Origin of the sequence: Paenibacillus sp. LjRoot153 (genome assembly GCF_964253085.1) — a bacterium.
In the GTDB taxonomy this organism is placed as follows: domain Bacteria; phylum Bacillota; class Bacilli; order Paenibacillales; family NBRC-103111; genus Paenibacillus_E.
This window is the reverse complement of sequence record NZ_CAXUQH020000001.1, coordinates 5553858-5579315: the sequence shown is the minus strand read 5'-3', so window position 1 is coordinate 5579315 and position 25458 is coordinate 5553858. Positions and strand designations below refer to the sequence as shown.

Here is a 25458-nt window from a genome sequence, read left to right as displayed (position 1 = left end):
TATTCACAAGGGGAAATGATACTACAGTGTTGACATCAGCAACAAGCCGCAATCAAGTAAATTAGTCGCCCTTCTCATTCAAATGGAAAAAAGGTGAGACGAAATGAAAAAGGTCATGCTAGTTGATGATGAAATTCTGATTCGGGAAACGATACGAGATAACACGCAATGGGAACAAGAGGGCTTTATTTATTGCGGAGACGCCCCCGATGGGGAAATGGCACTGACTTTAATCGAGCAATTACGTCCGGACATCGTCATTACTGACATTATGATGCCCTTTATGAACGGTCTGGATTTAAGCGCAATCGTCCGAGAACGGAATCCGGAAGTGAAAATCATCATTTTGACGGGACATGAGGATTTCGGTTATGCAAGAACAGCATTGCGGATGGGGGTCCACGATTACTGTCTGAAGCCAATCTGTCCCTCAGATCTCATCCAGCTACTACGTTCCACAAGCGAATTGATCGATAAGGAGCGCGAAATAAAGGCTAGCATTGACAAGTTGAGGCAAAGTGAAATGGAGAAAACGGAAATTTCGCGAGAGAAATTGCTCAATGATCTGTGCAGCGGTTTTGTTACAACGGTCGAAGCTATTCAACTCGGTACGTCGTTGTCGCTAGATTTGCAAGCGAGGTATTATGTTGTCGTCATCTCAGAAGTTCGTACTTTTGAAGACAAGCCATTATCAGATCTCGATGTAGTGAGTCAAATAGAGAATGATTTGCTTAGTAAATTTCAACAAGTGCTCGATCATAAGGAATTGTTACATTTCAAGCGAAGCCGTACCGAGATCTGCTGGCTGATCAAAGGAGAGACACTGGAACAAATCAAGAATGAGCTGGTAATATTCAAGGAAATACTAAATATGAATACCGAGCAGGTCCCCGCTACCTCGATTTCAATCGCTTTGGGTATCGGCAACGTACAGGAGCGACTTATGAATATTCACCTCTCCTTTCTGGAAGCCGTTGAGGATATGCACTGGCGGCGACTGTCAAGCCAAAACCGGGTCACACTGTGGGAATCGATCTCAGGCCCTATGGAGCAGTACGTCTTCTTGGACCGTACTTTGTTTGTAAATTTCTTGAAAATTGGATCCTCTTCACAATTGTCATCGTTTATTGAGGGGTATGCCTCGGCATTGAGCGGAATTGACTGGTCCACAGCTCCAATCGGCTATTACATTCTTAACGATTTAACTTTGGAGGTTTTCCGTTCGGCTAAGGACATGTACCGGCATTGGGATTCGCCTGAAGAAACGCTCCAGCAGTTACAGCAAATTCTTAAAACGGTCCGTTCCACTGATGAGGCTGTCCAATATTTGACCATCCTTACGAATCAATTCTGGTCATGGCGTTCTCAGACTAACGACAGATATGGTGAAATGCTCAGAAGTGTCAAGGAATATATACATGCTAATTACAATAATGACACCTTTTCACTTCAAGATGCTGCGGAGTATGTCAAGGTGAGTTCCAGCCATCTAAGCAAAGTTTTCAGTCAGGAAACAGGTCGTACATTTATTGAGTATTTGACGCATTATCGCATACGTAAAGCGATGGAGTTATTTAAGACGACATCGTTCAAATCGTTTGAAATTGCATTTCTCGTTGGCTATAACGACTCTCATTATTTCTCAACTCTGTTTAAACGAATAACGGGGATGACTACCACGGAATTTAAGAAAAATGGGAATTTAGACAACGCCCTCTTAGTCATGGAGCGTGGTGATGCTAGTGAACAGATTATCATGCGATAAATATGACTAATCCTGTCTACGCAACCTCATGAACCTAAACGAATGTACTCATTTTGCTTGAAAATAGTAAGGACACTTGCGGAATCAAATTCCACCAGTGTCCTTTAATTTTTGCAATTCAATAACAATTTTAGTTCAACAGAAGCTAAGTGTTCTTTCAGTGTGCCATTTATACGCCTACCTAAAAAAAGTAAACTTTTAAAAAAAGAAATTACATCGTGATTTTAATTTGACACAGTTATAATAAAGGAAATATTAACCAGGGAGGAGAGAGAGGCTTATAGCTAAATTTTAAAGCGCTATCAATTTCTGCTTTCGAAATCATGGGAATTCAAGTCATTCGTCCAAATGGTTAAAAACTAACTTTTAAATTTGAGCCAGAATGGGAGGAAATTCAAATCCATGTATAAAAAAATGTTTGCATTCTTATTAGTTTTTACATTAGTAGTAAGTTGTTTACCAGGTAACAACACGACACACGCAGCAGAGAGTACTGCTAAAAATCCAATTATTTGGGCAGATGTACCGGATGTTGATGTCATTAGGGTAAACGATACTTATTATATGACCAGCACTACGATGCACGTGAATCCTGGAGTACCAATTATGAAGTCTAAGGATCTCGTAAATTGGGAAATCGTCAATTATGTTTACGATATCCTAGCTGCTAATAACAAGCAAACGCTTTCAAATGGACAGAACATATACGGACAGGGCTCATGGGCAAGCAGCATTAGATACAATAACGGCAAGTTTTATGTGGTGTTTGCTTCCAATGATATCGGTAAGACCTATATTTTCCAGACTACGGACATAGAAAAAGGTCAGTGGGAAAAGTATGAACTAGCTGGTGGCGTTTATCATGACATGTCCTTGCTGTTTGATGATGACGGACGTGTATATATGGTTTATGGAAATGGAACGATTAAAATAATTGAGCTTACAGACGATGCCACAGCAATCAAAGCAGGTGGAATGAATAAAACAATCATTCAAAATGCAAGTGCTCCAGGAGGCTCTGGCGGTCTTGGGGCTGAAGGCTCTCATATTTATAAAATTAATGGTAAATATTATATTTTCAACATTTCATGGCCTACAGGGAGTATTCGTACTGAATTAGTACACAGAGCTGATACGATAGATGGCACATACGAAGGGAAAATTGCTTTAAGATCCGGTAGTAATTCTAACAGTGCCGGTGTAGCGCAAGGGGGAGTTGTTCAGTCCCCTGATGGGAATTGGTATGGCGTGTTGTTCCAAGATTATGGCTCAGTCGGTCGTATTCCTTACATTGTACCGATGACTTGGAGTCAGGATGGATGGCCTGTATTCGGTGATGTCAATGATACGGGGATTCCAGCGGCACTTTCGAAGTCCTGGGTTTCATCAGATAATTTCGATCAGAGAACAGAAAAGGTCGCAGCTTATCACACAGCAGTAGCGAGTGGTGAGAATGACGATAATGGATCGAACCTCTCACTAGTATGGCAATGGAACCATAATCCCGATAATAGGTTCTGGTCTTTAACTGATCGCCCCGGGTATCTGAGACTTAAGACAGGACAAACGAGCACTGATATTTTAAATGCAAGAAACTCTCTTACACAGAGAACCTTCGGGCCGGAAAGTTCAGGAACGATTGCTTTGGATGTTAGCAATATGAAAGACGGGGATTATGCTGGAATTGCTGCATTTCAAAAAAACTATGGATATGTTGGCGTCAAAATGTCTGGCAATACGAAATCTGTCATCATGGTGAATGGCAGTTCAGGATCGCCAGTGGAATTAGCAAGTATCCCTCTAAATCAAAATACTGTCTACTTAAGGACTGAACTCGATTTTAAGAATAGGACAGATAAAGCTTATTTCTATTTCAGTCTTGATGGTCAACGTTGGGCTTCTATAGGAAATACACTCCAAATGTCGTATACACTCCCGCATTTTATGGGTTACCGGTTTGCATTATTTAACTTCGCAACAAAAACAACAGGCGGTTATGTTGATTTTGATTATTTTAAATTAGATGACAAGTTGTCGGGATCAAATTTCGATACGAATCTAAAATCGCTTCAAGTGAATGGCGTACAACTTAGTGGATTCAATTCAAGTGTATATACTTACTCCGTAGATCTTCCTGCAGGTTCAGCACCTCCGCAAGTTACAGCTGCTTCAAATGACTCTGACGCAAATGTCACGATTACACAAGCAATGGCTCTACCAGGAAAGGCTACAGTGACTGTAAGCAAGGATGGTCTGCAGGCAGTCTATACCATTAATTTTAATACGCCAACCATCGTGACCATTGAGGCGGAAACGGCCGCAGAAAACTCAGCAAATGCTTATGTACAAGGTATCGCAAATGGCCATACATGGACGCTTATTGACGGACAAACCACGAAAGCAATGTTATTTGGTCCGGATGATGGCACTTCTGTTACACCAGGGACTGATGCTGCAAGCCTTGCTGCAGGTTCCAGACTTAATTACAAAATTAACATTCCAACCACTGGAAGCTACAATGTTTGGTTACTTACGAAGAGTCATAGTTTTCAAACGGACTCTATCCACATCGGATTGGATAATCAGTACAAATTTACTTCCAATGGTATTCAGAATGTGAGTAACAGCCAGTTTAAATGGGTTAATCTCAGTAATGGCGGTACGCTTGTGACAGGCGGCACAACATTAAATATTTCCGCTGGCGAGCACGAACTCAACTTATGGGGAAGGGAGTCAGGTTTAATTATTGACCGAATCTATTTAACCACAAGTAATTCAGCCACAGATCCTGTTTGGCCGACTATTGAGCCGAAAGTACCTACAGCTGCGATTACAGCAGACAGCAGTGTAAAGCCTAGTAGCAGTTTTAATGTGGCACTTAACCTTAACAACCTGATACAAACGGCTTATGCTCAGGACATTACCCTTTCCTATGATTCCAACGTTTTTGATTACGTAAGTGCGGCAGGCTCCAATGAGAACATTGTGATTGCTGGCGAGGATAAAGCAACCAGCGGAACAGTTAGACTCATTTCTGCCAATATCGGAGGGATAACGGGAGGCAGCACGCCAATTTTGAATCTTACTTTTAAGGTGAAATCTGGTGTTCATGATACGACTGGAACGATTGCAGTTACCCAGGCTAAGCTGGCTGATCCGGATGGAATAGTCGTTCAAGCAGCTCTAAGCAGTAAGAGCATTTTAATCAGCAGTATTGAAGTTGTCGTAGATAAAAATACGTTGATAACGGCCATAACGAATGCCCAAAGTTTGTATGATTCAGCAATCGTCGGCACTCAGTCTGGTCAATACCCGCAGTCGGCCAAAGATGCGCTCGGCGCTGCTATAAACGCAGCCAAAGCTGTAAAAGACAGCACAAGTGCGACGCAGTCACAAGTTGACGGTGCTGTAACTGCACTAAGCAACGCTGTAGATATCTTTAAAGCAGCTGTTACGAAGTCCGCAGACATCAACAATGATGGAAGTATCGATGTAGGTGATCTTGCAATGGTTACTTACCATTACGGTAAGGATGCTTCAAGCACAGACTGGGCAGCAGCTAAGAAAGCTGATATGAACAGTGATAATACAATCGATATTACGGATCTTGCGTTTGTTGCATCCAAAATACTTCAATAGGTCATTACGCTAACAAAAACTGAATGCTAGTAAGCTCTATTCCTAAACATGTAATTTCATTATGGGATAGAGCTTTCCCAAAAAAAATAATCAATTAGCTCGCCTTATTCGCCTAAAATTACTCATTTTTTACATTTACTTCATGGAAATTTCCACCTAAAATTTCAACTTTTAAAAAAAGAAATTACATCGTGATTTCCTAATCGCAAAGTTATAATTAAATCAGTTTAAAGGACATACGTAGTCATGAGAGATATTTCGGTACCAAGAAGCAGATAAGGACAGGGAAATTATTCTGTGTCAGTGTCGGTGAAAGCGCTTTACTTTTGTGATGTAGATGGAGTGAAAGGAGGTGTCTAGGTAAAAGCGAGTTGTAGAGTGCAATAAGAAATGTGATGTCTAACGTAACAAAAATCATTTCATGATGGTGGAGGTTGTTCTATGAAAAAGTGGAAGAAAATACTTGGGGTGTCAATGGCTCTAACTGTTGCCCTCACATCAAGCCCAGTAATTACAGAGAGGGTTGAGGCTGCGACGACTACGGTCACGCCAGCAATCGCCAAAACACCTGGCAACGCTAATCCGCTATTTACGCAAAAGTTTGGTGCTGATCCGTATGCCATGGTATATAACGGCAGAGTCTATGTTTACATGACCAATGATGTATTTGAATACAATGCAGACGGGACCATTAAGGATAACGGATATAGTAAGATTAATAAGATTACGGTTGTTTCATCTGACGATATGATCAACTGGACAGACCACGGTGAAATACCTGTAGCTGGTGCGCAAGGTGCGGCCAAATGGGCAAGTAATTCCTGGGCTCCAGCAGCCGCACATAAAACGATAGATGGTAAGGAGAAATTTTTCCTTTACTTTGCAGATAGTGCAAACGGAATAGGCGTGCTCTCAGCGGACAGTCCGATCGGTCCATTTACAGATCCAATTGGCAAAGCGCTAGTGAATAGAAACACTCCAGGAGCTAGTGACGTTACATGGCTGTTTGATCCAGCAGTGCTGGTTGATGATGATGGAAGCGGGTATATTTATTTTGGAGGCGGTGTACCGACTGGTAAGGAGGCTGACCCTGGGACAGCACGTGTGGCAAAGCTAGGAGCCGATATGATTAGTTTGGATCTGACAGCAAGTGGCGGAACACTAGGACGTATCAATCCGCCTTGGTTGTTTGAAGACTCAGGGATCCATAAATACAATGGAAAATACTATTATTCCTATTGTACAAATTTCTCAAGCGGACATCCATCGGATATTCCAACCGGAACGATTGCTTATATGGTGAGTGATAATCCAATGGGTCCATTTACGTATGTTAAAACCATACTGCCTAATCCAGCGAGCTTTTTCGGTGTCGGAGGCAACAATCACCATGCCGTCTTTGAATTCAACAACCAATGGTATATCGTCTACCATGCTCAGACCCTTGCGAAAGCATTAGCTGAAAGTGGGACGGTACCTCAAATGGGGGGGCAACCACACGGATACCGCAACGCACACATCAATAAGGTAAATATGGATGCTAACGGAGTCATTCAAAATATTACTGGAGATTACAAAGGTGTCCCGCAGTTGAAAAACTTCAATCCATATACTAGGGTTGAGGCTGAAACCATCGGTTGGAATGGAGGCATATCCACGGAAACCACCACCGAACCTGGCGGAATGGTAAGTAGTGTAAATCTGGCTGTGAGCAACATTAGTGATGGAGACTGGACAGCCGTTTCCAAAGTCGACTTCGGTGATGTTGGAGCAGGAATCTTTAAGGCTAATGTTGCAAACGGTTCGGCTGGTGGCACGATCGAACTCCGTCTTGACAGTGCCGACGGTGCCTTGATTGGGACACTTCCGATTTCCAACACAGGCGGAGACAGCGTTTGGAAAACAGAAACAACAAATGTTACAGGTGCTGCGGGTATCCATGATGTTTATATGGTATACAGGGGGGCATCAGCAGGTAATCTCTTTAAGGTGGATTCTTGGCAGTTCGAGCAAAAGAGCGCTGCTCATGAACTAGCTGCTATTAATGCATCGATCGATAAACAAAAGATTGATATTGTTTCCGGAACGAACCAGGCAACTATGAAGGTTACAGCCGTATACTCCGATGGAACCAGTGAAGATGTGACTGCTCAAGCAACTACAACATCATCGCCAAGCGGCATTGTTAGTGTCAGCAACGGAGTAGTAACAGGTACTGGGTATGGTACGGCAACCATCAACGTAAGCTATGGCGGTAAAACAGATACACTCAATCTACAAGTAAAAGACTTGAACAGTGAGCTGACGGTGAAGAAGATAACCGTTGATAATGCTTCTTTCGCACTGGATGCTGGCAGAACCGCCACATTTAAAATAACAGCAGAGTATATGGATGGACATACGGAGGATGTAACGAAATCAGTAACTTATACGAATTTGAGTCCTGCCGTTGCAGATGTTGCAAACGGTACAATTTCAGCCAAAACCAGTGGAACAAGCAATGTTACTGTAAGTTATAAAGGAACAATAGGTGACGCAGTAACAACGCAAATTAATGTAAGTGTCAATACGCCTGCAGTAGTTGCCATCGAAGCAGAAACTGCAGCAGTAAACACAGTTAATGCTTACGTATATGGCACCATAAACGGACATACTTGGTCGCTGGTTGACGGACAGTCAACGAAAGCCATGTTATTTGGCCCAGACGATGCTACGGCAATAACGTCAGGCACAGATGCGGCCAGCCTCGCTGCTGGTTCTAGGCTTAATTATAAGATTAACTTTCCAGCTTCGGGAACCTACAATGTTTGGTTACTTGCCAAGAGTCGAAATTTCCAAACCGACTCCATCCACGTAGGATTGGATAATTCATATAAATTCACTTCCAATGGCATTCAGAATGTGAGTAATAGTCAATTTAGATGGGTTAATCTCAGTAATGGCGGTACAGCAGTGACAGGCGGTACGACGATAAATGTTTCCGCTGGCGAGCATGTATTAAATTTGTGGGGAAGGGAATCTGGTTTAATTATAGACCGGATCTTGTTAACCACAAGCAATGCAACCACTGATCCAATCTGGCCTGAACAAAAAGTACCTACTGCTGCAATTTCGGCGGACAGCAGTGTGAAGCCAGGTAGCAGCTTCACAGTTGCCGTTAATCTAGACAACTTGGCCCAAAGTGTTTATGCCCATGACATCACATTGTCTTATGATGCCAACGTATTTGACTATGTTAGTGCGACAGGTGCAAACAACAATATCCAGATCGTTAAAGAGGATAAGTCGACGGCTGGAAAAGTAAGACTTATTGCCGCTAATATTGGAGGGGTTACTGGAGCAAACACTCCGGTCTTAAATGTGAACTTCAAGGTTAAGGCTGGTGTTCATGATACGACGGGAGCGATTGCAACTACCCAGGCTAACTTCGGCGTAGGTCCAGAAGGAACCGTGATTCAGGGAGCTCTAGGCAGTAAGAACATTGCGGTAGGCAGCGTGGAAATTGTTGTAGATAAGTCCGCATTGACAGCTGCGATTACGAATGCACAAAGCCTGTTTGACACTGTTGTTGTTGGAACACAAACGGGTCAATATCCGCAGGCTGCGAAAGATGCGTTTGGCGTTGCCATTAACGCAGCAAAAGCTGTAAATGACAATGCAAGTGCAACACAGTCTCAGGTTGACAGTGCCGTAACAGCACTGGGCGGTGCAGTGGAAATCTTCAAGGCTGCGGTGATGAAGTCTGCAGACATGAATAATGACGGAAGCATCAATGTGGGAGATTTGGCGATGGTTGCTTACCATTATGGCAAGGATTCAACAAGCGCAGATTGGGCAACTGCTAAAGCTGCGGATGTGAATGCTGATAATAAGATCGACATTCTGGATATTGCGTTTGTTGCAACTAAGATACTTGAATAATTGAAGTAATAACTAGTTGAAATGAGAGTTCTGCCCTCTCTCGATAATCGGGATAGGGCAGAACTCGAATAAACAGTTATTTTAAAGGCGTGTCACCTGCCGTGAAAGCCGCAACCGATACAAATCTCAAACTCTGGTACAAGTTTGATGAGGCAAGTGGGACTACAGTGCAGGATGCTTCAGGCAACGGTTTCAATGGTACATACATCAACGCAATTACTAGAGATACCGGTGTGGACGGTAAAAGCTATGTTATGGCAGGAGGGGCCTCCAATTCAACGACAGCGTCTTATGTGAAAATTCCTAATGGTTTTTAAACGGGATGGGCAATATTACAATCGCAGTATGGGTAAAATGGAGTGGCGGCAGTTCCAAGCAATGGCTATACGCCCTTGGAGTCGATTCAACCAAGTATGAGTTTCTAACCCCAAAATTATGGAGCGGGAAACTGCAATCAGCAATTAATAACGAAACGGGCGTTTGGAAGCATGTAGTAACGACAATTGATTCGGCGACTAAAACAAGTGTCCTATATTTGGACGGAGTTGCCGTGGCAACAAATAAAAATGTAACAGCCGGACCTTCAGAATTGTATGATGCAACTAAGGATTATTCAGGATACATAGGGAAGTCCTTCTACGCTGATCCATACTATGCAGGCCAAGTGGACGATTTTAGGATTTATTCCACGGCATTGGCTCCTGATAAAGTATATGAATTGTGTAATGCTTCCATAGATGCCTCGCAACTTGTAACAGAGGCCAAATCGCATTTAAGCATTGGTAAGAACATCGTTTCAAGTGATATAAATCTGCCAAGCAATTACAATGGAACGACAATTACTTGGAATTCCAGCAACACAGCATACCTCGGAAATGATGGTAAGGTAGATGCTTGCGGCGCAGCTATTAATGCAGCAAAAGCTATAAAGGACAACGTAAATGCCACCCAGATTCAAGTTGACAATGCGGTAGAAACGCTGGGCAGTGCTGAAGTTATTTTCAAAGCGGCGGTCATTAAGGTCGTTTCTGCAGATCTGAACAAGAATGGAAGCCTCGATGTAGGTGATCTTGCAATTGGTGCTTACCATTATGGCAAGGACTCAACAAGTGCAGGTTGGGCAACAGCGAAGATAGCCGATATGAATGGAGATAATATAATTGATATTATTGATATTATTGATATTGCATACATTGCCTCCATGATCTTCGAGTAGTTGAACAAATAAGCCGCTCCCTAGGAGTGGCTTTATTTGCAATTTATCCCTTCTTCTTATTTCAAAAAAGCTTCCCTTCCCACAGCAACTAGCTAGAAAGGAAGCTTTTTAATTCAACTCTGTTAAGAGCCTTTTCAGAACGACAACGGATTCAGCTCGACTGGCATGCTCCTTCGGAGCAAATTCACTTTCTGTTCTGCCGTTCATCAAGCCAGATTCGACCGCAAGTGCTACTGCTTTTTTAGCCCAGTCGTTGATTGATGACTCGTCGCTGAATTTGATGGACTCTTTGACGGTCATATCTTCAATATTAGATCCTGTTGCATGTGCTTTAGCTCTCAATAGCATAGCTGTCATTTCCTCGCGAGTGATATTTTGCTCCGGCGCAAACGCGTCATCCGCTATGCCGTTGATAAGTCCGGCAGCATAAGCCTTTTTCACGCTGTTCTCAAACCAGGAGCCAGATGCTACATCGGCAAAAGGATAATTCTCCGTATCATCCTTTAGGTCTAGTGCCTTAGAGAGCAGTGTTGCAAATTGAGCTCTTGTTACATTCATATTAGGCGCAAAATGATTATCGTCCATACCTTCTACGATTTTTTTATCTACCATCTGCATAATATCAGATTTAGCCCAATGGCCTGCAAGGTCGCCAAAAACTTTAATGAAATTTGTAGATGCGTTTGGCGAAAATGTTTTGCTGTCCAAACTCGAATCTACTATTTTAATGTTTGTCCAATTAATAATTGTCGTTCCTGCTTTTTTGGCCTTGAAAGTGATGGTGCCGATGTCTACGTTGCCCATCTCACCAGTCACTTTACCAACTTTCGTATGAGCAAAAGTAATTTCATTGTTTTTCAGTATGGGTGGAACGGAGAATCCAGTAATTGCTGTGGTGGCTTTTACAACTTCGACATTGTTAGCATCGATGCCAAGCTTTACTTCGTATGCAAATAAATCCTGGATATTTTGTCCTCTCAACGTAACTGTAAATTCGCCATTTTCTGCTTCGGTAACGGGTTCAGTCATCTCGAATTTGGCGTTGTCCGCAGCGTTTGCAGGGGCTGCTGCAGCCAAAGTTAAACACATATTGCAAATTAGAGTTGTTAGAATCAGTTTACGTTTAAGCATGTATACCATCCTCTCGAATTTGACGAGGGAGGGATTCTCCCTCCCGTACCACGGATATGTACCACAAACCCTATAAAAACCAAATTATTAGACTACAACAACGTAAGCGTTTTCTTAGTGTGATTCTATTATAATCCTGCGTCATAACTAGAATCGATACAGTTTCTGTTTCAAAAATAATAAATTTTTATTCGTTATTTTGAGTGATGATAAAATAACAATACTTTCAAAGGAAATATTCAACTTAAATTGAAATAGGGGACTTGAGCAGGAAGATTTGAAAATTTCTGTGCTATTTAGCCGGTTACCTTAGTATCGAAATTTGTGACTATGGCGAGAGTAGATCTTGATTCTGTTTAGATACTTTTACCTTGTTTCGTGTTCACAACCTCAAGAGTTTAAAAACGAAGCCACGCGGTTTTGCAGGCTCCGTTTTCTAATTGAATATGAAATATCACAGGTGTGAAATTACAGAATTAATTGGAATTGTTGCAGAAAAGCTTAGTAGTAGACGTTTTGTTTCAGAATTACTTAGATGTGGTTTTATACAATTAAATGAATAAATATACAAAAAAGAAGCAGGTATCTGATGAATTTTCAGTGTCTGCTTTTTTTTTGAAGGGTAGTAGTAATCCATGAAGAAGATCACAAACGGATCTGAGAAGGGTATCACTTATTAATAATGATCTATCGGATATTTCAATTTTAGAAAGTCAAAGCAATCTTTGGGAAATATATCTAGCTAATAATCCTATCAGCAAAGATTCTTTGAATTGGTTAAAAGCAAGACAAGTTGGTGGCGTGGTTACTTCTTATGGTGATCACATATATGTAGCGATAGATGGTAAAATTCAAGAATATTCGACTGAAGAAGATCCTCAAAATATTAAAGGGTCAATATATGTTCCTATGAGGAAAATATTCGAGGCATTACATGCAAAAGTAACATGGGAGAATGATACTCGTTCTGTTATTGCAGCTAAATCAGATTTGTCATTTCGGGTAGGTTCTAATGAAGTGGAAATTAATGGAGAAGTGAAGGAATTAGATACAGAAGTTCAAATAATAAACGGAAGTACATTTGTCCCTATTAGACTTGTCAGTGAAGCATTAGGCGCTGAAGTCAAATATTATTTCTAAATATTTTTTCTAACGAATTCTGCAACAACAAAAACGGAGCACCGCGGGTTTGCGGGCTCCGTTTTCTAATTATTTATGGAATATCACAATTTTTTTTTTTTATTTGTGTTACCGCCCGCTGTAAGTGTCCTTGACATAGGATCCAAGATCAATAGGTATTCAAAGCGTTTTTACTTATGTTAACTGTCTACGGGTCGATTCACGAATAATCAAACTAGGTTCAATTGATCTGGTTTCCACGGGTTTATGAGGATCGGCAATCCGTTGAGTCAGCATGGTCCCCGCGGTGACACCCAGCTCGAAAGTGTCCAGATCGAGGCAAGTGAGTGGTGGAGTTGTATAGGGTGCAAGCGGGTAATTGTCGAACGTAACAATTCCGATCTCATCTGGTACAGACAGCCCATGCTCACGTATGGCCTTTAATACACCGAAGGCGGTGTAATTGTTAATGCAAACAACCGCATCAGGCGGGGAGGCTAGTGCCAGCAGTTCCTGCATCAGGCGGTAGCCGTTCTCTTCGTTAGCGAAACCCGTCTTAAGGTGGTCGTTGTGGATCGTTTTACCGAATCGTTGAAGCGTGCGCTTCACTCCTTCGTATCGGTTTTTGAAGAGGGGACTATGCATCTCACCGCCAATAAAGGCGAAGTTGCTGTATCCCTGTTGTAACAGATGTTCGGTGATCATCCCGGCGCCCTGCATATTATCGATATCTACCCAACTCACCGAATCGACACCTGCTAAACCACCCAGTGATACGAAAGGGAATCGCAAATCATTCAATTGCTGAGCTAGCGACGCGGTTAGAATCGTGTTATCCATAATGAGACCGTCTACTTTTTTATTCAAAACGAGTCGTTCCAGAAAGTTATTTTCGCTCTGGGCATGAGAATTGCAGATGGTTAATTCATAATTTAGTGTGCCAATCACATTTTCTATCCCACCGATAATGGTATAAAAGAAATGGTTCAAGAAATCATGTTTCCGTGACATATCAATCAGCACGCCGATATTGAAGCTGCTTTGTTTAGCCAATTGGGTTGCAATACTGCTCGGGATGTAATTCATTTGTTTCATGATATCCCTAATTTTAATTTTGGTTGCTTCCGGTATCGTTGGAGAGTCGTTCAGTACTTTCGATACGGTAGATTTCGCGACATTGGCAGCTTTGGCAATATCATTAATTGTAATTTTACTCATAGTTCCCCCAACGCTCAAAAAAATAGTTTGATTTACGAAAACGAATATGTTATTTTAAATCTAGGAAACCGGTTTCCTAGAGGTTCGTTGCTTATTTTTCTCTACACTATAGCACATCAATAATCAGAATGGTATTGTCGCTTTTCATCCGATTATAGAAGGGGTTATGCTGCGTATGAAGAAGAAAATGTTAGGTCTGCTAACTGCCACGCTAGTTGCGAGTTCACTCACAGGATGTTCATCAGGAGCGGGTGATAATCCATCAAGTACTGCTTCCATGAAACCTGCCAATGAGGCAGCCAAGCAGCCTGAAGGAACAGATAAGGGTAAAAATGATAACGCTGCCAATACGAATGCTAATATCAAACCTGAACCAGGTGCCTCTCTGCTTGTATGGGAGGATGGTGCTGAAGTTGCTTTTGTTAAAGAATTGGCTGCTGCTTTCAAACAACAATATAATGTCGATGTGAAAGTGGAGTCTGTCGCTGCACCTGATCAAGCAGGAAGGCTTGCGAATGATGGACCGGCAGGACTTGCTGCGGACGTGGTGATGTTCGCTCATGATAAGCTTGGGAATGCAGTAACGGCTGGCCTGTTGCTGCCCAATGATACGTTCCAAAAGGAAACGGAAGCGGTCATGGCCAAAACAACGATCGATGCCTCCTCTTTTAATGGGAAGCTTTACGGGTATCCAAAATCAGTAGAAACGTACGCCCTCTTTTACAATAAAGACCTAGTTAAAGATTTGCCGAAGACATGGGATGATATTATAGCTTTTTCTAAAACGTACAATGATCAAGCCAAGAAAAAATACGGCATCATGTGGGAAACGAAGATTACGTATTACAACTACATTTTCCTGGCATCGTTCGGCGGTTATATGTTCGGCAAAAATGGAACGGATGCAGGCGATATCGGTCTGAATAGCGATGCAGCTGTGGAAGGCGTGAAATATTACCAAAGCTTGCATGATATTCTTCCAGTTAAGGTAGAGGATTTGAGTTATGATGTGAAAACGCAGTTGTTTCAAGACGGCAAACTAGCCTATAACATTGACGGACCATGGTCAATCGGTTCATTTAAAAATAAAGTCAACTTCGGGGTCATGCCGCTGCCTGATTTCCCAGGTGGGAAAAAAGCCATATCGTTTTCAGGCGTACGCTCCTACTATGTGAATTCCTATACGAAATACCCAAAGGCGGCGAAGCTGTTCGCCCAATTCATTACCAACAAGGACAATGCTATAAAGAATTTTAAAGCAACGGGAATTCTACCCGCAAATGCTGAAGCAGCCAAGGATCCCATCATTGCGAATGATCCGCTGTTAGGTGGATTTATCAAGCAGTTCGCGCAATCACAGCCCATGCCAACACTTCCTCAAACGGCCAATGTATGGACACCGATGGAAGGGGCTTTTACGGCCATTTGGAACGATCACGCTGATGTACGCAAGAAGTTGGATGAAGCGGTGAAAACGATAAAAGAACAAATCGCATCAGCTCCGGCCCAAAAATAAAAAGGAAAGAAGCGCAATCGACATGCAGAATAAGTACACCGGCAAAGCCGTATGGCTCTCCATCTTCTTCATGGGTTTCGGACAATGGTACAACAAGCAATTGTTCAAAGGATTTCTATTGTTTATCTTTGGCCTTGCGGGAGTCGTATTCATCGTTTCCCAAGGATTCGGGCGCATTGTTGGGTTAATCACACTTGGAGATACCCCGCGTTCCATCGTTAAATCGGGGGATGTATACACGCCGGTTGCAGGAGATCATTCGGTATTTCTTATGGTGGAGGGACTCATTTCTTTGCTAGGTGTGATGTTCATTCTACTTGTGTATGTCCTGAATGTGCGTGATGCGTATAAGGTGGCTGGATTGCGAGAGAGGGGGACTCAGCCCCACTCTTTCGCTCAGACGCTTCAGCATATCCGGTATCGGCATTTTCCTTATCTCATTCTCGCCATTCCTGCCATTTTCGTTGTTTTCCTGAATGTGATGCCACTTATCTTTAGTATTTTGATTGCCTTTACCAATTACGCCGCCCCGGTACTGCCACCGGCCAACCTTTTGGACTGGGTAGGATTTCGCATATTCCAAAATCTGCTCACACTCAAGACATGGAGTAGAACCTTTTATGGTGTACTGACTTGGACGGTGATATGGGCTGTTTTAGCCACGATAACGACCTACGTAGCAGGCACATTGGTAGCGGTTCTGGTTGCGCAGAAGGATGTCCGTCTAAAGAAAATGTGGCGAACGCTGCTCATTGTTCCTTTCGCGATTCCTAATTTGGTTTCATTGCTTGTTTTTCGCAACTTGCTCAACAGCGAATTCGGTCCAATTAACCAGTACTTAAGATGGTTTGGACTGCAAGGATTACCTTGGTTGACAGACCCTTTTTGGGCTAAGGTAACCGTGCTTAGCGTGAATTTATGGCTGGGTATGCCCTTAATCATGGTACTTGTCTCGGGTATTTTGACGACGATTCCAAGGGATTTATATGAGTCAGCGGAAGTAGATGGCGCCAGAGCTTGGGATAAATTTAGGCAAATCACACTGCCCATGGTCATGTTTTCTGCGGCTCCGGTACTCATTATGCAATTTGCCTCCAACATTAATAATTTCAACGTTATCTTCATGCTCACAGATGGCAATCCGCTTATATCCAACTACCAATATGCAGGAGCGACGGATCTGCTTGTGACATGGCTGTATAAGCTGACGCTAACGAACAACCAATACAACTTCGCTTCGGTGATTGGGCTAATTATTTTCGTTTTGGTCGCTGGAATTTCTATTTATCAGTATCGCAAAACGCAATCCTACAAGGAGGATGACATCATTCAATGAAAATTCGCCTCGTGGTAACCTATTTGATTCTAACCGTTCTTTCATTGGCGAGCGTGTATCCTGCTTTGTGGATTGTGATGTCTTCCTTGAAATCAGGCAACAGCTTATACAGTGAAACCTTCATTCCACATTCGCTCACACTTGATCATTACAGAGACTTGTTTACAAGTCAGATACACCGTTACCCAATATGGTTTATGAACACGCTGAAAGTAGCCTTCTTCTCTACGTTATTTGGAAGCCTGCTGACCATGCTTGGTTCTTACGCCTTGGCCCGTTTCCGGTTTCCCGGCAGGAAGCAGGGGTTAATACTGCTGCTTATCCTGAATATGTTTCCCGGGTTTATGGCGATGATTTCCATCTTCATCCTGTTGTCTCAAATCAAATTGTTGAATAATCACTGGGCGCTCATTTTGGTATACAGCTCGGGTGCGTTCGTCATGAATATGTTCGTGGCAAAAGGGTTTTATGATACGATTCCGCGCAGCTTGGAGGAAGCGGCTTTAATCGATGGGGCAACGCATAGCATCGTATTCTGGAAAATTATTTTTCCCTTATCCAGACCTATGCTGACTTACATTAGCCTTGTTATTTTCTCAGGGGCCTGGGTCGATTTCATTTTTGCTCGGCTTATTCTAAGATCACAAGAAAAAATTACATTAGCTGTAGGGCTCTATGAAATGGTCAGCCAAAAGAACTCAACGGAATTTACGATGTTTGCGGCTGGGGCCGTACTCTTGGCAGTCCCGATTATTATTCTATACTTTTGGCTGCAGCGATACTTAATAGACGGTCTTACGGTCGGTGCATCCAAAGGATAAGTCATGCTAACTAGAAGGAGATTACGGAATGCTCGAGTCTATTTATCATACAAGCGAAGCTCCTTATGCTTTTGCCATAAATCAAACCCACCTGAAGGTCCGTATTCGGATGAAGAAAAATGCGTCACTCTCCTGCAGTATCGTACATGCGGATCGTTACCATTCGCCGGGAACAGAACTGCCGCAGGAGCTGGAGAAAGTTGGTTTTACCCGACATTTTGACTACTATGAAACGATGGTAGAGCTTCCCAAGCGGAGGCTGCGGTATTTGTTTATGGTTCGAACACGAGAAGGAAATGATGTTTGGTACGGAGAACGTGGAGCTTCCATGCACCGAACGGAGGCAGGTTACTTCCAGTTTTCCTATATTTGTGATGCGGATATTCCTCAGGTTCCATCGTGGTTGCCTGAAGCTATTGTCTATCAAATATTTCCAGACCGATTTCACAATGGAGATCCGGCTAACGACCCAATAGGTACTCAGCCCTGGACGCAAGAGGCTAAACCGGAAAGCAACTCTCTATTTGGGGGGGATATCCAGGGTATCATCGAGAAACTGCCTTATTTGGCTGAGCTCGGCGTGAATACGATTTATCTTACACCGATTTTCAAATCGCCTTCGAATCACAAATATGATATATCGGATTATTACAAGATTGATCCATCTTTCGGAGATATAGGACTATTGAAACTGCTGAAATGGACAGCTAAGCAGCAAGGGATGCGTCTGATTCTGGATGCTGTATTTAACCACTCAGGAGACCAATTTTTCGCATTTCGCGATGTGTTGAAAAGGGGTGATGCTTCACCGTACAAGGACTGGTACCATGTTCATAGTTTTCCTATTGTCCAGAAGCCGATACCGAACTATGAAACATTCTCTCATGCTGAATCTACCATGCCGAAGCTGAATACATCCAATCCGGAGCTTGTCGATTACTTGTTGAAGGTGGCACGCTACTGGATAGAAGAGGTCGGGATTGACGGTTGGCGGCTTGATGTGGCGAATGAAGTTGATCAACAATTTTGGCGTCGGCTACGGACAGAAGTGAAGGGCATTAGTAGTGATCTTGCTTTAATTGGCGAAATTATGCACCAAGCTGGACCTTGGCTGCGTGGGGATCAGTTTGATAGTGTGATGAACTATCTGTTTCGTGAAGCTGTACTTGATTTCTTTGCCCGCCAAACGGTAGGTGCGACCTGTTTTCTGGAGGAAATCGTTCAAATTCAGATGAATTACACGGATCAGGCGAATTCAGCTATGCTTCAACTGCTGGGGAGCCATGATACTGAACGGTTTCTCACCGCCTGTATGAAGGGGGGATGGGGTTGGAATAAAACAGAAACGGCAGTTGCTCGGATGAAACTGGCAGTTTGTTTTCAATTCACTTATCTTGGGATGCCGATGATCTATTATGGTGATGAGGTTGGAATGACGGGTGAAACCGATCCGGATTGCCGGAAACCAATGATCTGGGAGAGCTCAGCGCAGAACGGAGAGATGCTGAATTTATATCGCAAACTCATAGCGATTCGCAAGCGTTACGTCGCACTCACACGCGGCAGCTTTCGACTATGGTTCGTTGATGAAGCACGCAACGCGTTTGGCTTTCTGCGCGAGTATGACAGTGAACGCGTCGCGGTCATCATCCATCATTCCCCGAATCCGCAGGAATTGGTGGTTACAGTTCCATGGACAGCCTCAAATAATCAGGTTACGGATGTTCTTAATGAAGTAGATTACGCTGTCAGCGAATCGGATAGACGTTTGACTGTGCAGCTTCCGGCATTTGGTTGTGCAATTTTGACGAACTAGATATTAAAATATATAAGACTCGTACACCTAGTACCCATAAGTCTGGACAATTTATTTTGCAAAATATCACGAACGAGGTGGAGAGAATAAAAATGACTGAAAAAATAGAAACCAGAGTGATATTAACTAAAGACGATTTAATCACACAGTTTAAAAACTGCGGTTTAACAGAAGGGCAGACCATATTTGTTCATACTTCGTTAAATAGTCTGGGATATGTTGTAGGAGGCGCTGAAACGTTAATAACCTTACTCCTAGAAATAGTGGGAGTAGAAGGAACTTTAATGATGCCGTCTCAAACGTGGAAAAATCTTGATCCATCAATTGGAGTTCATGGGGAAATACCACAAGAATGGTGGCCTATAATTCGTGAAAATTGGCCTGCATATGATAAAGAAATTACCCCCGCAATTGGAATGGGTATCGTAGCTGAAATGTTTAGAAAGTGGCCAGGAGTAAAAAGGACAGATCACCCGGCGAGGTCAATAGCAGTAGTAGGAAAACATGCTGAATATATTACAAAAGAACATGATTTAAGCAATATTTTTGGTGAAAACTCTCCAATAGATAAATTATATGAATTAGATGGATATGTATTATTAATTGGAGTCGGATATGATAAAAATACATCGCTACATTTAGCTGAGACTAGAGCAAACTTTCCTACTAAAAGATTTATTGATGAAAGTAGTGCGATAATCAAAGATGGAAAGAGAGAGTGGGTTACTTACACTACTCAAGCAGTAGATGACGTAGATTTTGTAAAGTTAGGAAATGGATATGATAAAGAAAAAAATATCAAGATTCATAAAGTTGGGAATGCTGATGTAAGATTTATGAAGCAAAAACCGTTAGTCGACTGGGCAGTTGAATGGATGGAGAAAAATAGAGTATAGCACGACTCTAAAGCGTTAAGGGGGCGAATATGAGAAGGAAAAGTGTGGGCAGTGCAAACCATCATTTTCGGGTTGTTCGGAGGTATTATACATTAATTCGAGGTATCATCATTTCGATGATACTTTTTTTATTTCCATAAAAGCAAAGCGCGAGTTATTTTCGAAATAGACCTAATGAACTATTCATGATATTCTTTTTGTGGGTATTTTTGGAAACAATTCAGCTTTTGTCATTTTCCACCTATAGATATGTCATGAATACCACCCAATCTAACAACGAAAATGATGTAAGGTAAGAATAACCAATCTTTTTGGGGAGGTGTTTCTCCATGACTGAGCAAGTACAGAAAAGTGAAATCAGAGATCATCACAAGAAAGCAATTACCTATCTAGTGAATCGGATTGGGCAGGATTCCGAGTACTTGGCTGTGATTATTGCTGGCTCTGTGGCTAAAGGAATCGCACGCGAGGATTCAGATATTGATTGTTATTTGGTTGTGAATGATGAGACTTTCCAGGACCGAAAACAGCGGGATCATTTGTTTTATTATGCAGAAGAGGGTTGTGACTACAAGGGTGGTTATTATGACGGGAAAATTATCAATTATGATTTCCTGAAAGCGGCGGCAGAAAAGGGGAGTGAGCCGACTCGTGCCTCATTTGAAGGAGCCTATGTCGCCTTTTCTCGAATACCCAACTTGGATGAGCTTGTTAGTCGTATTTCCGTATATCCGGAAGATAGTCGGGAGAGAAACTTCAAGGACTTTTTTGCTCAAGTGGAGTTGTATGGGGGATATTTTGCCGATCGAGCGTTAGTATTGAACAACACATATTTATTATCGCATGCTGTTAGTCAAGTTGCGTTATTTGCAGGACGATTAATTCTTACTTATAACCGAATACTCTTCCCATGCCATAAATCAATGATGAATACGTTGGAAAGGGTACAGGACAAACCAGTATCTTACTTGGAATTGCAAGATGCGATGCTGACTATGCCGAACAAGGAAACGATAAGCGCATTCATCGAGTGCATTCGTTCCTTCCATGATTGGGGAATAACACCGCATGAATCTGTCAGCCGCTTTATCGTAAACAACGAATGGAATTGGTTAGATGGTGAGCCTCCCATCAGTGATCGTTAATACATAATAGGATACTTGTAAGCGATGTCATTAAATTAGTTTGTAAGTGATTTATAAGAGGATGGTAAAAGCAATGAGAAGAACGAGAACAGTGCTAAGCGTATCAGCGGCATGTCTGATTACTTTATCTGTCGCGGGATGCGGTAATAGTATGAGTAATACAGACAGGTCGCCAACTGCGGCAAGTGGTACACCCGTACTAGTTAAAGCGAAAAGTCCCGTTACACTTACTTTTGTAATCGCCAACACAGTAGATGCAACTCCTTTCAATAAAATCTTTAAATCGTATGAAGCCAAATCGGGCAATAAAGTTGAACTGCAAGCTTTGCCTGGCGGGGATTTTGATAATATGATTAAGACACGATTCTCAACGGGCGATTTTCCTGATCTCTTTCTCATGCAACCGGGCACTAAGCAATACGTGAAGCTAAGAGCGGAAGAAACACTTCGCGAATGGTCCGGCGATGCTGACGTTTGGAAGCGAATCATTCCATCAATGAAAGAGTCACAGACAACGGCATCCGGCAAAATCTTTGGCGTACCTTTCGGCGCAACCGGTATGTACGGTGTGTTCTACAACAAAGATGTGTTTAAAGATGTCGGTGTTGAGCCCCCGAAAAACTATGCAGATTTGTTAACGATCGCTAAGAAGATTAAAGGGGCAGGTGTAACTCCTTTTTATGAAGGTGTAAAAGATGGCTGGCCTGCTCAAATTTTTTATCTCACAGGGTGGGTAACCAATGTTGACCCCGTCGTCAAAGATGAGGGTATTAAGAAATTAGAGACGAATGAATTGAAGCTTACTAACATTCCAGAAATGAAAGATTTATTTGAGAAACATAAAGAATTGAAGGACCTCGGCTTATATCAAGAAAATGTACTTGCCGGTACCTATGAAGACATGCAGAATAAATTAGGCGAAGGGAAAGTCGCCATGTCATTCATGCTCGATGGCTTAATTCCACAGCTAGAGAAGAAATTTGGCAAGTCATTTGTAACAGATCACATCGGCTTCTTTCCTTTCCCCTCGGCAACGGATGTAGGGACAGCGATGATTACGCCTCCGAACCAATTAATGGTTCCGGTGAAAGCAAAGCATGCGGCAGAAGCAGTTGACCTTATTAAATTTATGATCTCACCTGAGATGGTGAACGTGTACTACCAAATACAGCCCAGTATTCCAATCTTTGTTGATGCGAAGAGTGAACTTTATCCCGCGCAGCAGACAGTAAAAAACATGATCGATGCCGGGAAGGCAAAGATCAATGTGCAAAACCGTCTGACGCCAACATTTGCAGATTTCCAAAAATTACTGCAAAATTTCTTCATCAGCGGCGATGTGGATAAGACGATACAAGAACTCTCTGCGAACTATGAGAAAGACGGTAAATCCAAATTGCTCCCAGGATTTGAAAAGTAGGGAATTCATTAGGCCTGAACTTCGTTTCGGTCGCCAACAATTTCATTAGAGAGGAGAATTCTTCATGAAAAAGTTAACAAATGACTCTGTCCCCCTATGCCTCTTTATTACAGATCTTGTGGAGCTGACAGAGATACATGACGAAGTACTGCGGGAGGTGGACCGAATTCATGGATAAAATTTGGTTTCAGCAGCCGGCTTCCGAGTGGAACGAAGCACTGCCAATTGGGAACGGCAGGCTCGGAGGTATGGTTTTTGGCAAGGCTGCCAAGGAAAAGATTCAACTGAACGAGGATTCGGTCTGGTATGGAGGACCGAAGGAACGCAACAATCCGGATGCTCTTGAGCATCTTCCGCAAATTCGCCAATGGATTACGGAAGGGCGAATTCGCGATGCCGAGCAGCTTGCGGTGATGGCACTTTCCGGCGTCCCAGAGGGGCAGCGCCATTATATGCCGCTTGCCGATTTGACGATGGCCTTCGATGGGCACTCCGGAGTGATCGAAGAGTACCACCGTGAACTTGACTTAAGTACGGGGATAGCCTCCGTAACCTACCAGACGGGCGGTATTCGTTATCAACGCGAGATGCTGTCCAGTCACGTCGATCAGGTATTGACGGTTCGGCTAGAAGCAGATACGCCCGGCGCATTATCCTTGACCGCCCGTCTTATGCGGGGCGAGAAAAACAAGTATGCGGAACAAATTGGCAAGCTGTCCGATCACGCTATTGCGATTCGCGGCAATTGCGGCGGCGGCGGCTCCGAATTTTGTGCAGTGCTGCACGCGGAAGCTCATGGAGGTGTCGTCCGTGTGATCGGCGAGCATTTGATTATTGATCAAGCTGACAGTGTGACACTTTACTTGGCGGCAGCGACCTCATTTCGTTACGATGATCCGAAGGCGCAATGCGTAAGACAGGTGGAGGAAGCATCTGGGAAAACGTACGCGCAGTTGAAAGTTGATCATCTAGAAGACTTCGGACGTCTGTATGACCGAGTTTCATTCAAGCTGCAATCCGGAGTGGGAGAGGCAGTTGATTTACCGACGGACAAGAGGTTGGAGCGAATTCGGGAAGGCAGCGAAGATTTCGGGATCATTCCGCTCTATTTTCAATATGGCCGGTATTTGCTCATTTCCAGCAGCCGCCCTGGCTCCTTGCCCGCCAATTTACAGGGGATATGGAATGATAAAATAGAGCCGCCATGGGACAGCAAATATACGATAAATATAAATGCACAGATGAACTATTGGCCAGCAGAAACGTGTAATTTGTCGGAGTGCCACGAGCCGTTGTTCGATCTTATTGAACGAATGCGGGAGCGCGGAAGGAAAACTGCGCAAACCATGTATGGCTGCAGAGGGTTCGTCGCACATCACAATACAGATATTTGGGGAGATACCGCACCGCAGGACATCTATATCCCAGCAACGTACTGGCCGATGGGAGCAGCATGGCTGTGTTTGCACCTGTGGGAGCATTTCGAATTTAGCGGCGACCTCGAATTCTTACAGCGCGCTTATGAAACGATGAAAGAATCGGCGTTATTCTTCCTCGACTACTTAATGGAAACGCCGGACGGCAAGCTGGTGACCTGTCCATCTGCTTCTCCGGAAAATACCTACGTGATGCCGGGTGGGGAAAGAGGCTGTCTCACGATGGGACCGTCAATGGATAATCAAATTCTACATGCTTTATTCTCAGCTTGTATTCGGGCAAGCGAATTGTTGGAAACAGAAGATTCCCTGCGGGAAGAATGGATATATGTCCGCAGCCGGCTTCCAGAACCGAAAATCGGCCGTTACGGTCAACTTCAAGAATGGCTGGAGGACTACGAAGAGAAGAAGGCTGGGCATCGGCATATCTCTCATTTGTTCGCCCTTCATCCTGGCAATCAAGTGACTGTCAGGGGGACACCTGATCTGGCTGAGGCTGCGCGCAAAACACTGGAGCGCCGACTTGCGAACGGAGGCGGGCATACTGGTTGGAGTCGAGCGTGGATCATTAATTTCTGGGCTCGTTTGGAAGACGGCGAAGCAGCCTACGAGAACATCATGGCGTTGTTAAGCAAATCGACGCTGCCGAACCTGCTGGATAACCACCCGCCGTTTCAAATTGACGGCAACTTCGGGGGAACTGCCGGCATCGTGGAAATGCTGCTGCAAAGTCATACGGGTGAGCTTCACTTGCTGCCGGCGCTGCCGGTGGCATGGTCTGACGGAGAAGTGAAGGGATTAAGGGCACGTGGGGGCTTTGAGGTAGATATCAAGTGGAAGAGCGGAAAACTCGAAAGTGCAGCGGTACGTTCGCTGCTTGGAGGTATTTGTCGTCTTAGGACCAGTGACGAAGTTCGTATAGTTGGGGTTGAACCCTTGAAAGATGTATCGATAAACGATCAAGTGGTCGTGTTTAACACAAATTCAGGTATGGCTTATGAGATTGAGTCGATCCATCCATAAATGCGTATAGAAAAAGAGCTGCTCACCATGTAGTAATACA

General features: G+C 43.3%; 16 protein-coding genes. 14 read left to right on the top strand and 2 right to left on the bottom strand.

Features of this window, described 5'->3' with window-relative positions; all coding sequences use genetic code 11:
* Positions 1-103: 103 nt before the first annotated feature.
* The 5 genes from ACSQ8P_RS24055 to ACSQ8P_RS24035 all read left to right on the top strand — a co-directional run bounded on the left by ACSQ8P_RS24055 (position 104) and on the right by ACSQ8P_RS24035 (position 10541).
* Complete coding sequence (locus tag ACSQ8P_RS24055) at positions 104-1765, top strand: response regulator (RefSeq protein WP_436237503.1); 1662 nt, start codon at positions 104-106, stop codon at positions 1763-1765.
* Between the two features lie 402 nt (positions 1766-2167).
* Entirely contained in the window at positions 2168-5404 is a 3237-nt protein-coding gene (locus ACSQ8P_RS24050; RefSeq protein WP_436237502.1) for a family 43 glycosylhydrolase, read from the top strand.
* Positions 5405-5845: 441 nt separating this feature from the next.
* Positions 5846-9325: a carbohydrate-binding protein gene (locus ACSQ8P_RS24045; protein ID WP_436237501.1), complete on the top strand. Its 3480-nt coding sequence runs from the start codon at positions 5846-5848 to the stop codon at positions 9323-9325.
* Between the two features lie 89 nt (positions 9326-9414).
* Positions 9415-9642: a hypothetical protein gene (locus ACSQ8P_RS24040; RefSeq protein ID WP_436237500.1), complete on the top strand. Its 228-nt coding sequence runs from the start codon at positions 9415-9417 to the stop codon at positions 9640-9642.
* Between the two features lie 5 nt (positions 9643-9647).
* Positions 9648-10541: a LamG-like jellyroll fold domain-containing protein gene (locus ACSQ8P_RS24035; protein WP_436237499.1), complete on the top strand. Its 894-nt coding sequence runs from the start codon at positions 9648-9650 to the stop codon at positions 10539-10541.
* 108 nt (positions 10542-10649) lie between these two features.
* On the opposite strand, the gene ACSQ8P_RS24030 is transcribed toward ACSQ8P_RS24035, so the two are convergent.
* Positions 10650-11672: an S-layer homology domain-containing protein gene (locus ACSQ8P_RS24030; RefSeq protein ID WP_436237498.1), complete on the bottom strand. Its 1023-nt coding sequence runs from the start codon at positions 11670-11672 to the stop codon at positions 10650-10652.
* A 768-nt stretch (positions 11673-12440) separates the two neighbouring features.
* Between ACSQ8P_RS24030 and ACSQ8P_RS24025 the strand changes: the two genes are divergently transcribed.
* A complete protein-coding gene (locus tag ACSQ8P_RS24025; protein WP_436237497.1) occupies positions 12441-12812 on the top strand; it encodes a copper amine oxidase N-terminal domain-containing protein in 372 nt (123 codons plus the stop codon).
* A gap of 174 nt (positions 12813-12986) precedes the next feature.
* On the opposite strand, the gene ACSQ8P_RS24020 is transcribed toward ACSQ8P_RS24025, so the two are convergent.
* A complete protein-coding gene (locus tag ACSQ8P_RS24020) occupies positions 12987-14009 on the bottom strand; it encodes a LacI family DNA-binding transcriptional regulator (protein WP_436237496.1) in 1023 nt (340 codons plus the stop codon).
* A 175-nt stretch (positions 14010-14184) separates the two neighbouring features.
* Between ACSQ8P_RS24020 and ACSQ8P_RS24015 the strand changes: the two genes are divergently transcribed.
* The 8 genes from ACSQ8P_RS24015 to ACSQ8P_RS23980 all read left to right on the top strand — a co-directional run bounded on the left by ACSQ8P_RS24015 (position 14185) and on the right by ACSQ8P_RS23980 (position 25418).
* Positions 14185-15525, top strand: coding sequence for a sugar ABC transporter substrate-binding protein (locus ACSQ8P_RS24015; protein ID WP_436237495.1), 1341 nt, complete (start codon positions 14185-14187; stop codon positions 15523-15525).
* Between the two features lie 22 nt (positions 15526-15547).
* On the top strand, positions 15548-16861 hold the full coding sequence (locus ACSQ8P_RS24010) for a carbohydrate ABC transporter permease (protein WP_436237494.1): 1314 nt from the start codon (positions 15548-15550) through the stop codon (positions 16859-16861).
* Positions 16858-17682, top strand: coding sequence for a sugar ABC transporter permease (locus ACSQ8P_RS24005; RefSeq protein WP_436237493.1), 825 nt, complete (start codon positions 16858-16860; stop codon positions 17680-17682). The genes ACSQ8P_RS24010 and ACSQ8P_RS24005 overlap by 4 nt, the downstream gene beginning before the upstream one ends.
* 28 nt (positions 17683-17710) lie before the next feature.
* Entirely contained in the window at positions 17711-19498 is a 1788-nt protein-coding gene (locus ACSQ8P_RS24000; protein WP_436237492.1) for a glycoside hydrolase family 13 protein, read from the top strand.
* 92 nt (positions 19499-19590) lie between these two features.
* Positions 19591-20394, top strand: a complete 804-nt coding sequence (locus tag ACSQ8P_RS23995; RefSeq protein WP_436237491.1) for an aminoglycoside N(3)-acetyltransferase — start codon at positions 19591-19593, stop codon at positions 20392-20394.
* Positions 20395-20723: 329 nt separating this feature from the next.
* A complete protein-coding gene (locus tag ACSQ8P_RS23990) occupies positions 20724-21539 on the top strand; it encodes a nucleotidyltransferase domain-containing protein (protein WP_436237490.1) in 816 nt (271 codons plus the stop codon).
* 73 nt (positions 21540-21612) lie between these two features.
* Positions 21613-22959: an ABC transporter substrate-binding protein gene (locus tag ACSQ8P_RS23985; RefSeq protein ID WP_436237489.1), complete on the top strand. Its 1347-nt coding sequence runs from the start codon at positions 21613-21615 to the stop codon at positions 22957-22959.
* 170 nt (positions 22960-23129) lie between these two features.
* On the top strand, positions 23130-25418 hold the full coding sequence (locus tag ACSQ8P_RS23980; protein ID WP_436237488.1) for a glycosyl hydrolase family 95 catalytic domain-containing protein: 2289 nt from the start codon (positions 23130-23132) through the stop codon (positions 25416-25418).
* The last annotated feature ends 40 nt before the right edge of the window (positions 25419-25458 follow it).

Bases quoted from the DNA above. Each gene is read 5' to 3' on its own strand.
- ACSQ8P_RS24055 (WP_436237503.1), top strand. From the start codon at position 104: ATGAAAAAGGTCATGCTAGTTGATGATGAAATTCTGATTCGGGAAACG.
- ACSQ8P_RS24015 (WP_436237495.1), top strand. From the start codon at position 14,185: ATGAAGAAGAAAATGTTAGGTCTGCTAACTGCCACGCTAGTTGCGAGT.
- ACSQ8P_RS23980 (WP_436237488.1), top strand. From the start codon at position 23,130: ATGGATAAAATTTGGTTTCAGCAGCCGGCTTCCGAGTGGAACGAAGCA.
- ACSQ8P_RS24030 (WP_436237498.1), bottom strand. From the start codon at position 11,672: ATGCTTAAACGTAAACTGATTCTAACAACTCTAATTTGCAATATGTGT.
- ACSQ8P_RS24000 (WP_436237492.1), top strand. From the start codon at position 17,711: ATGCTCGAGTCTATTTATCATACAAGCGAAGCTCCTTATGCTTTTGCC.
- ACSQ8P_RS24045 (WP_436237501.1), top strand. From the start codon at position 5,846: ATGAAAAAGTGGAAGAAAATACTTGGGGTGTCAATGGCTCTAACTGTT.
- ACSQ8P_RS24010 (WP_436237494.1), top strand. From the start codon at position 15,548: ATGCAGAATAAGTACACCGGCAAAGCCGTATGGCTCTCCATCTTCTTC.
- ACSQ8P_RS23985 (WP_436237489.1), top strand. From the start codon at position 21,613: ATGAGAAGAACGAGAACAGTGCTAAGCGTATCAGCGGCATGTCTGATT.
- ACSQ8P_RS24020 (WP_436237496.1), bottom strand. From the start codon at position 14,009: ATGAGTAAAATTACAATTAATGATATTGCCAAAGCTGCCAATGTCGCG.
- ACSQ8P_RS23990 (WP_436237490.1), top strand. From the start codon at position 20,724: ATGACTGAGCAAGTACAGAAAAGTGAAATCAGAGATCATCACAAGAAA.
- ACSQ8P_RS24035 (WP_436237499.1), top strand. From the start codon at position 9,648: ATGGGCAATATTACAATCGCAGTATGGGTAAAATGGAGTGGCGGCAGT.
- ACSQ8P_RS24050 (WP_436237502.1), top strand. From the start codon at position 2,168: ATGTATAAAAAAATGTTTGCATTCTTATTAGTTTTTACATTAGTAGTA.
- ACSQ8P_RS23995 (WP_436237491.1), top strand. From the start codon at position 19,591: ATGACTGAAAAAATAGAAACCAGAGTGATATTAACTAAAGACGATTTA.
- ACSQ8P_RS24005 (WP_436237493.1), top strand. From the start codon at position 16,858: ATGAAAATTCGCCTCGTGGTAACCTATTTGATTCTAACCGTTCTTTCA.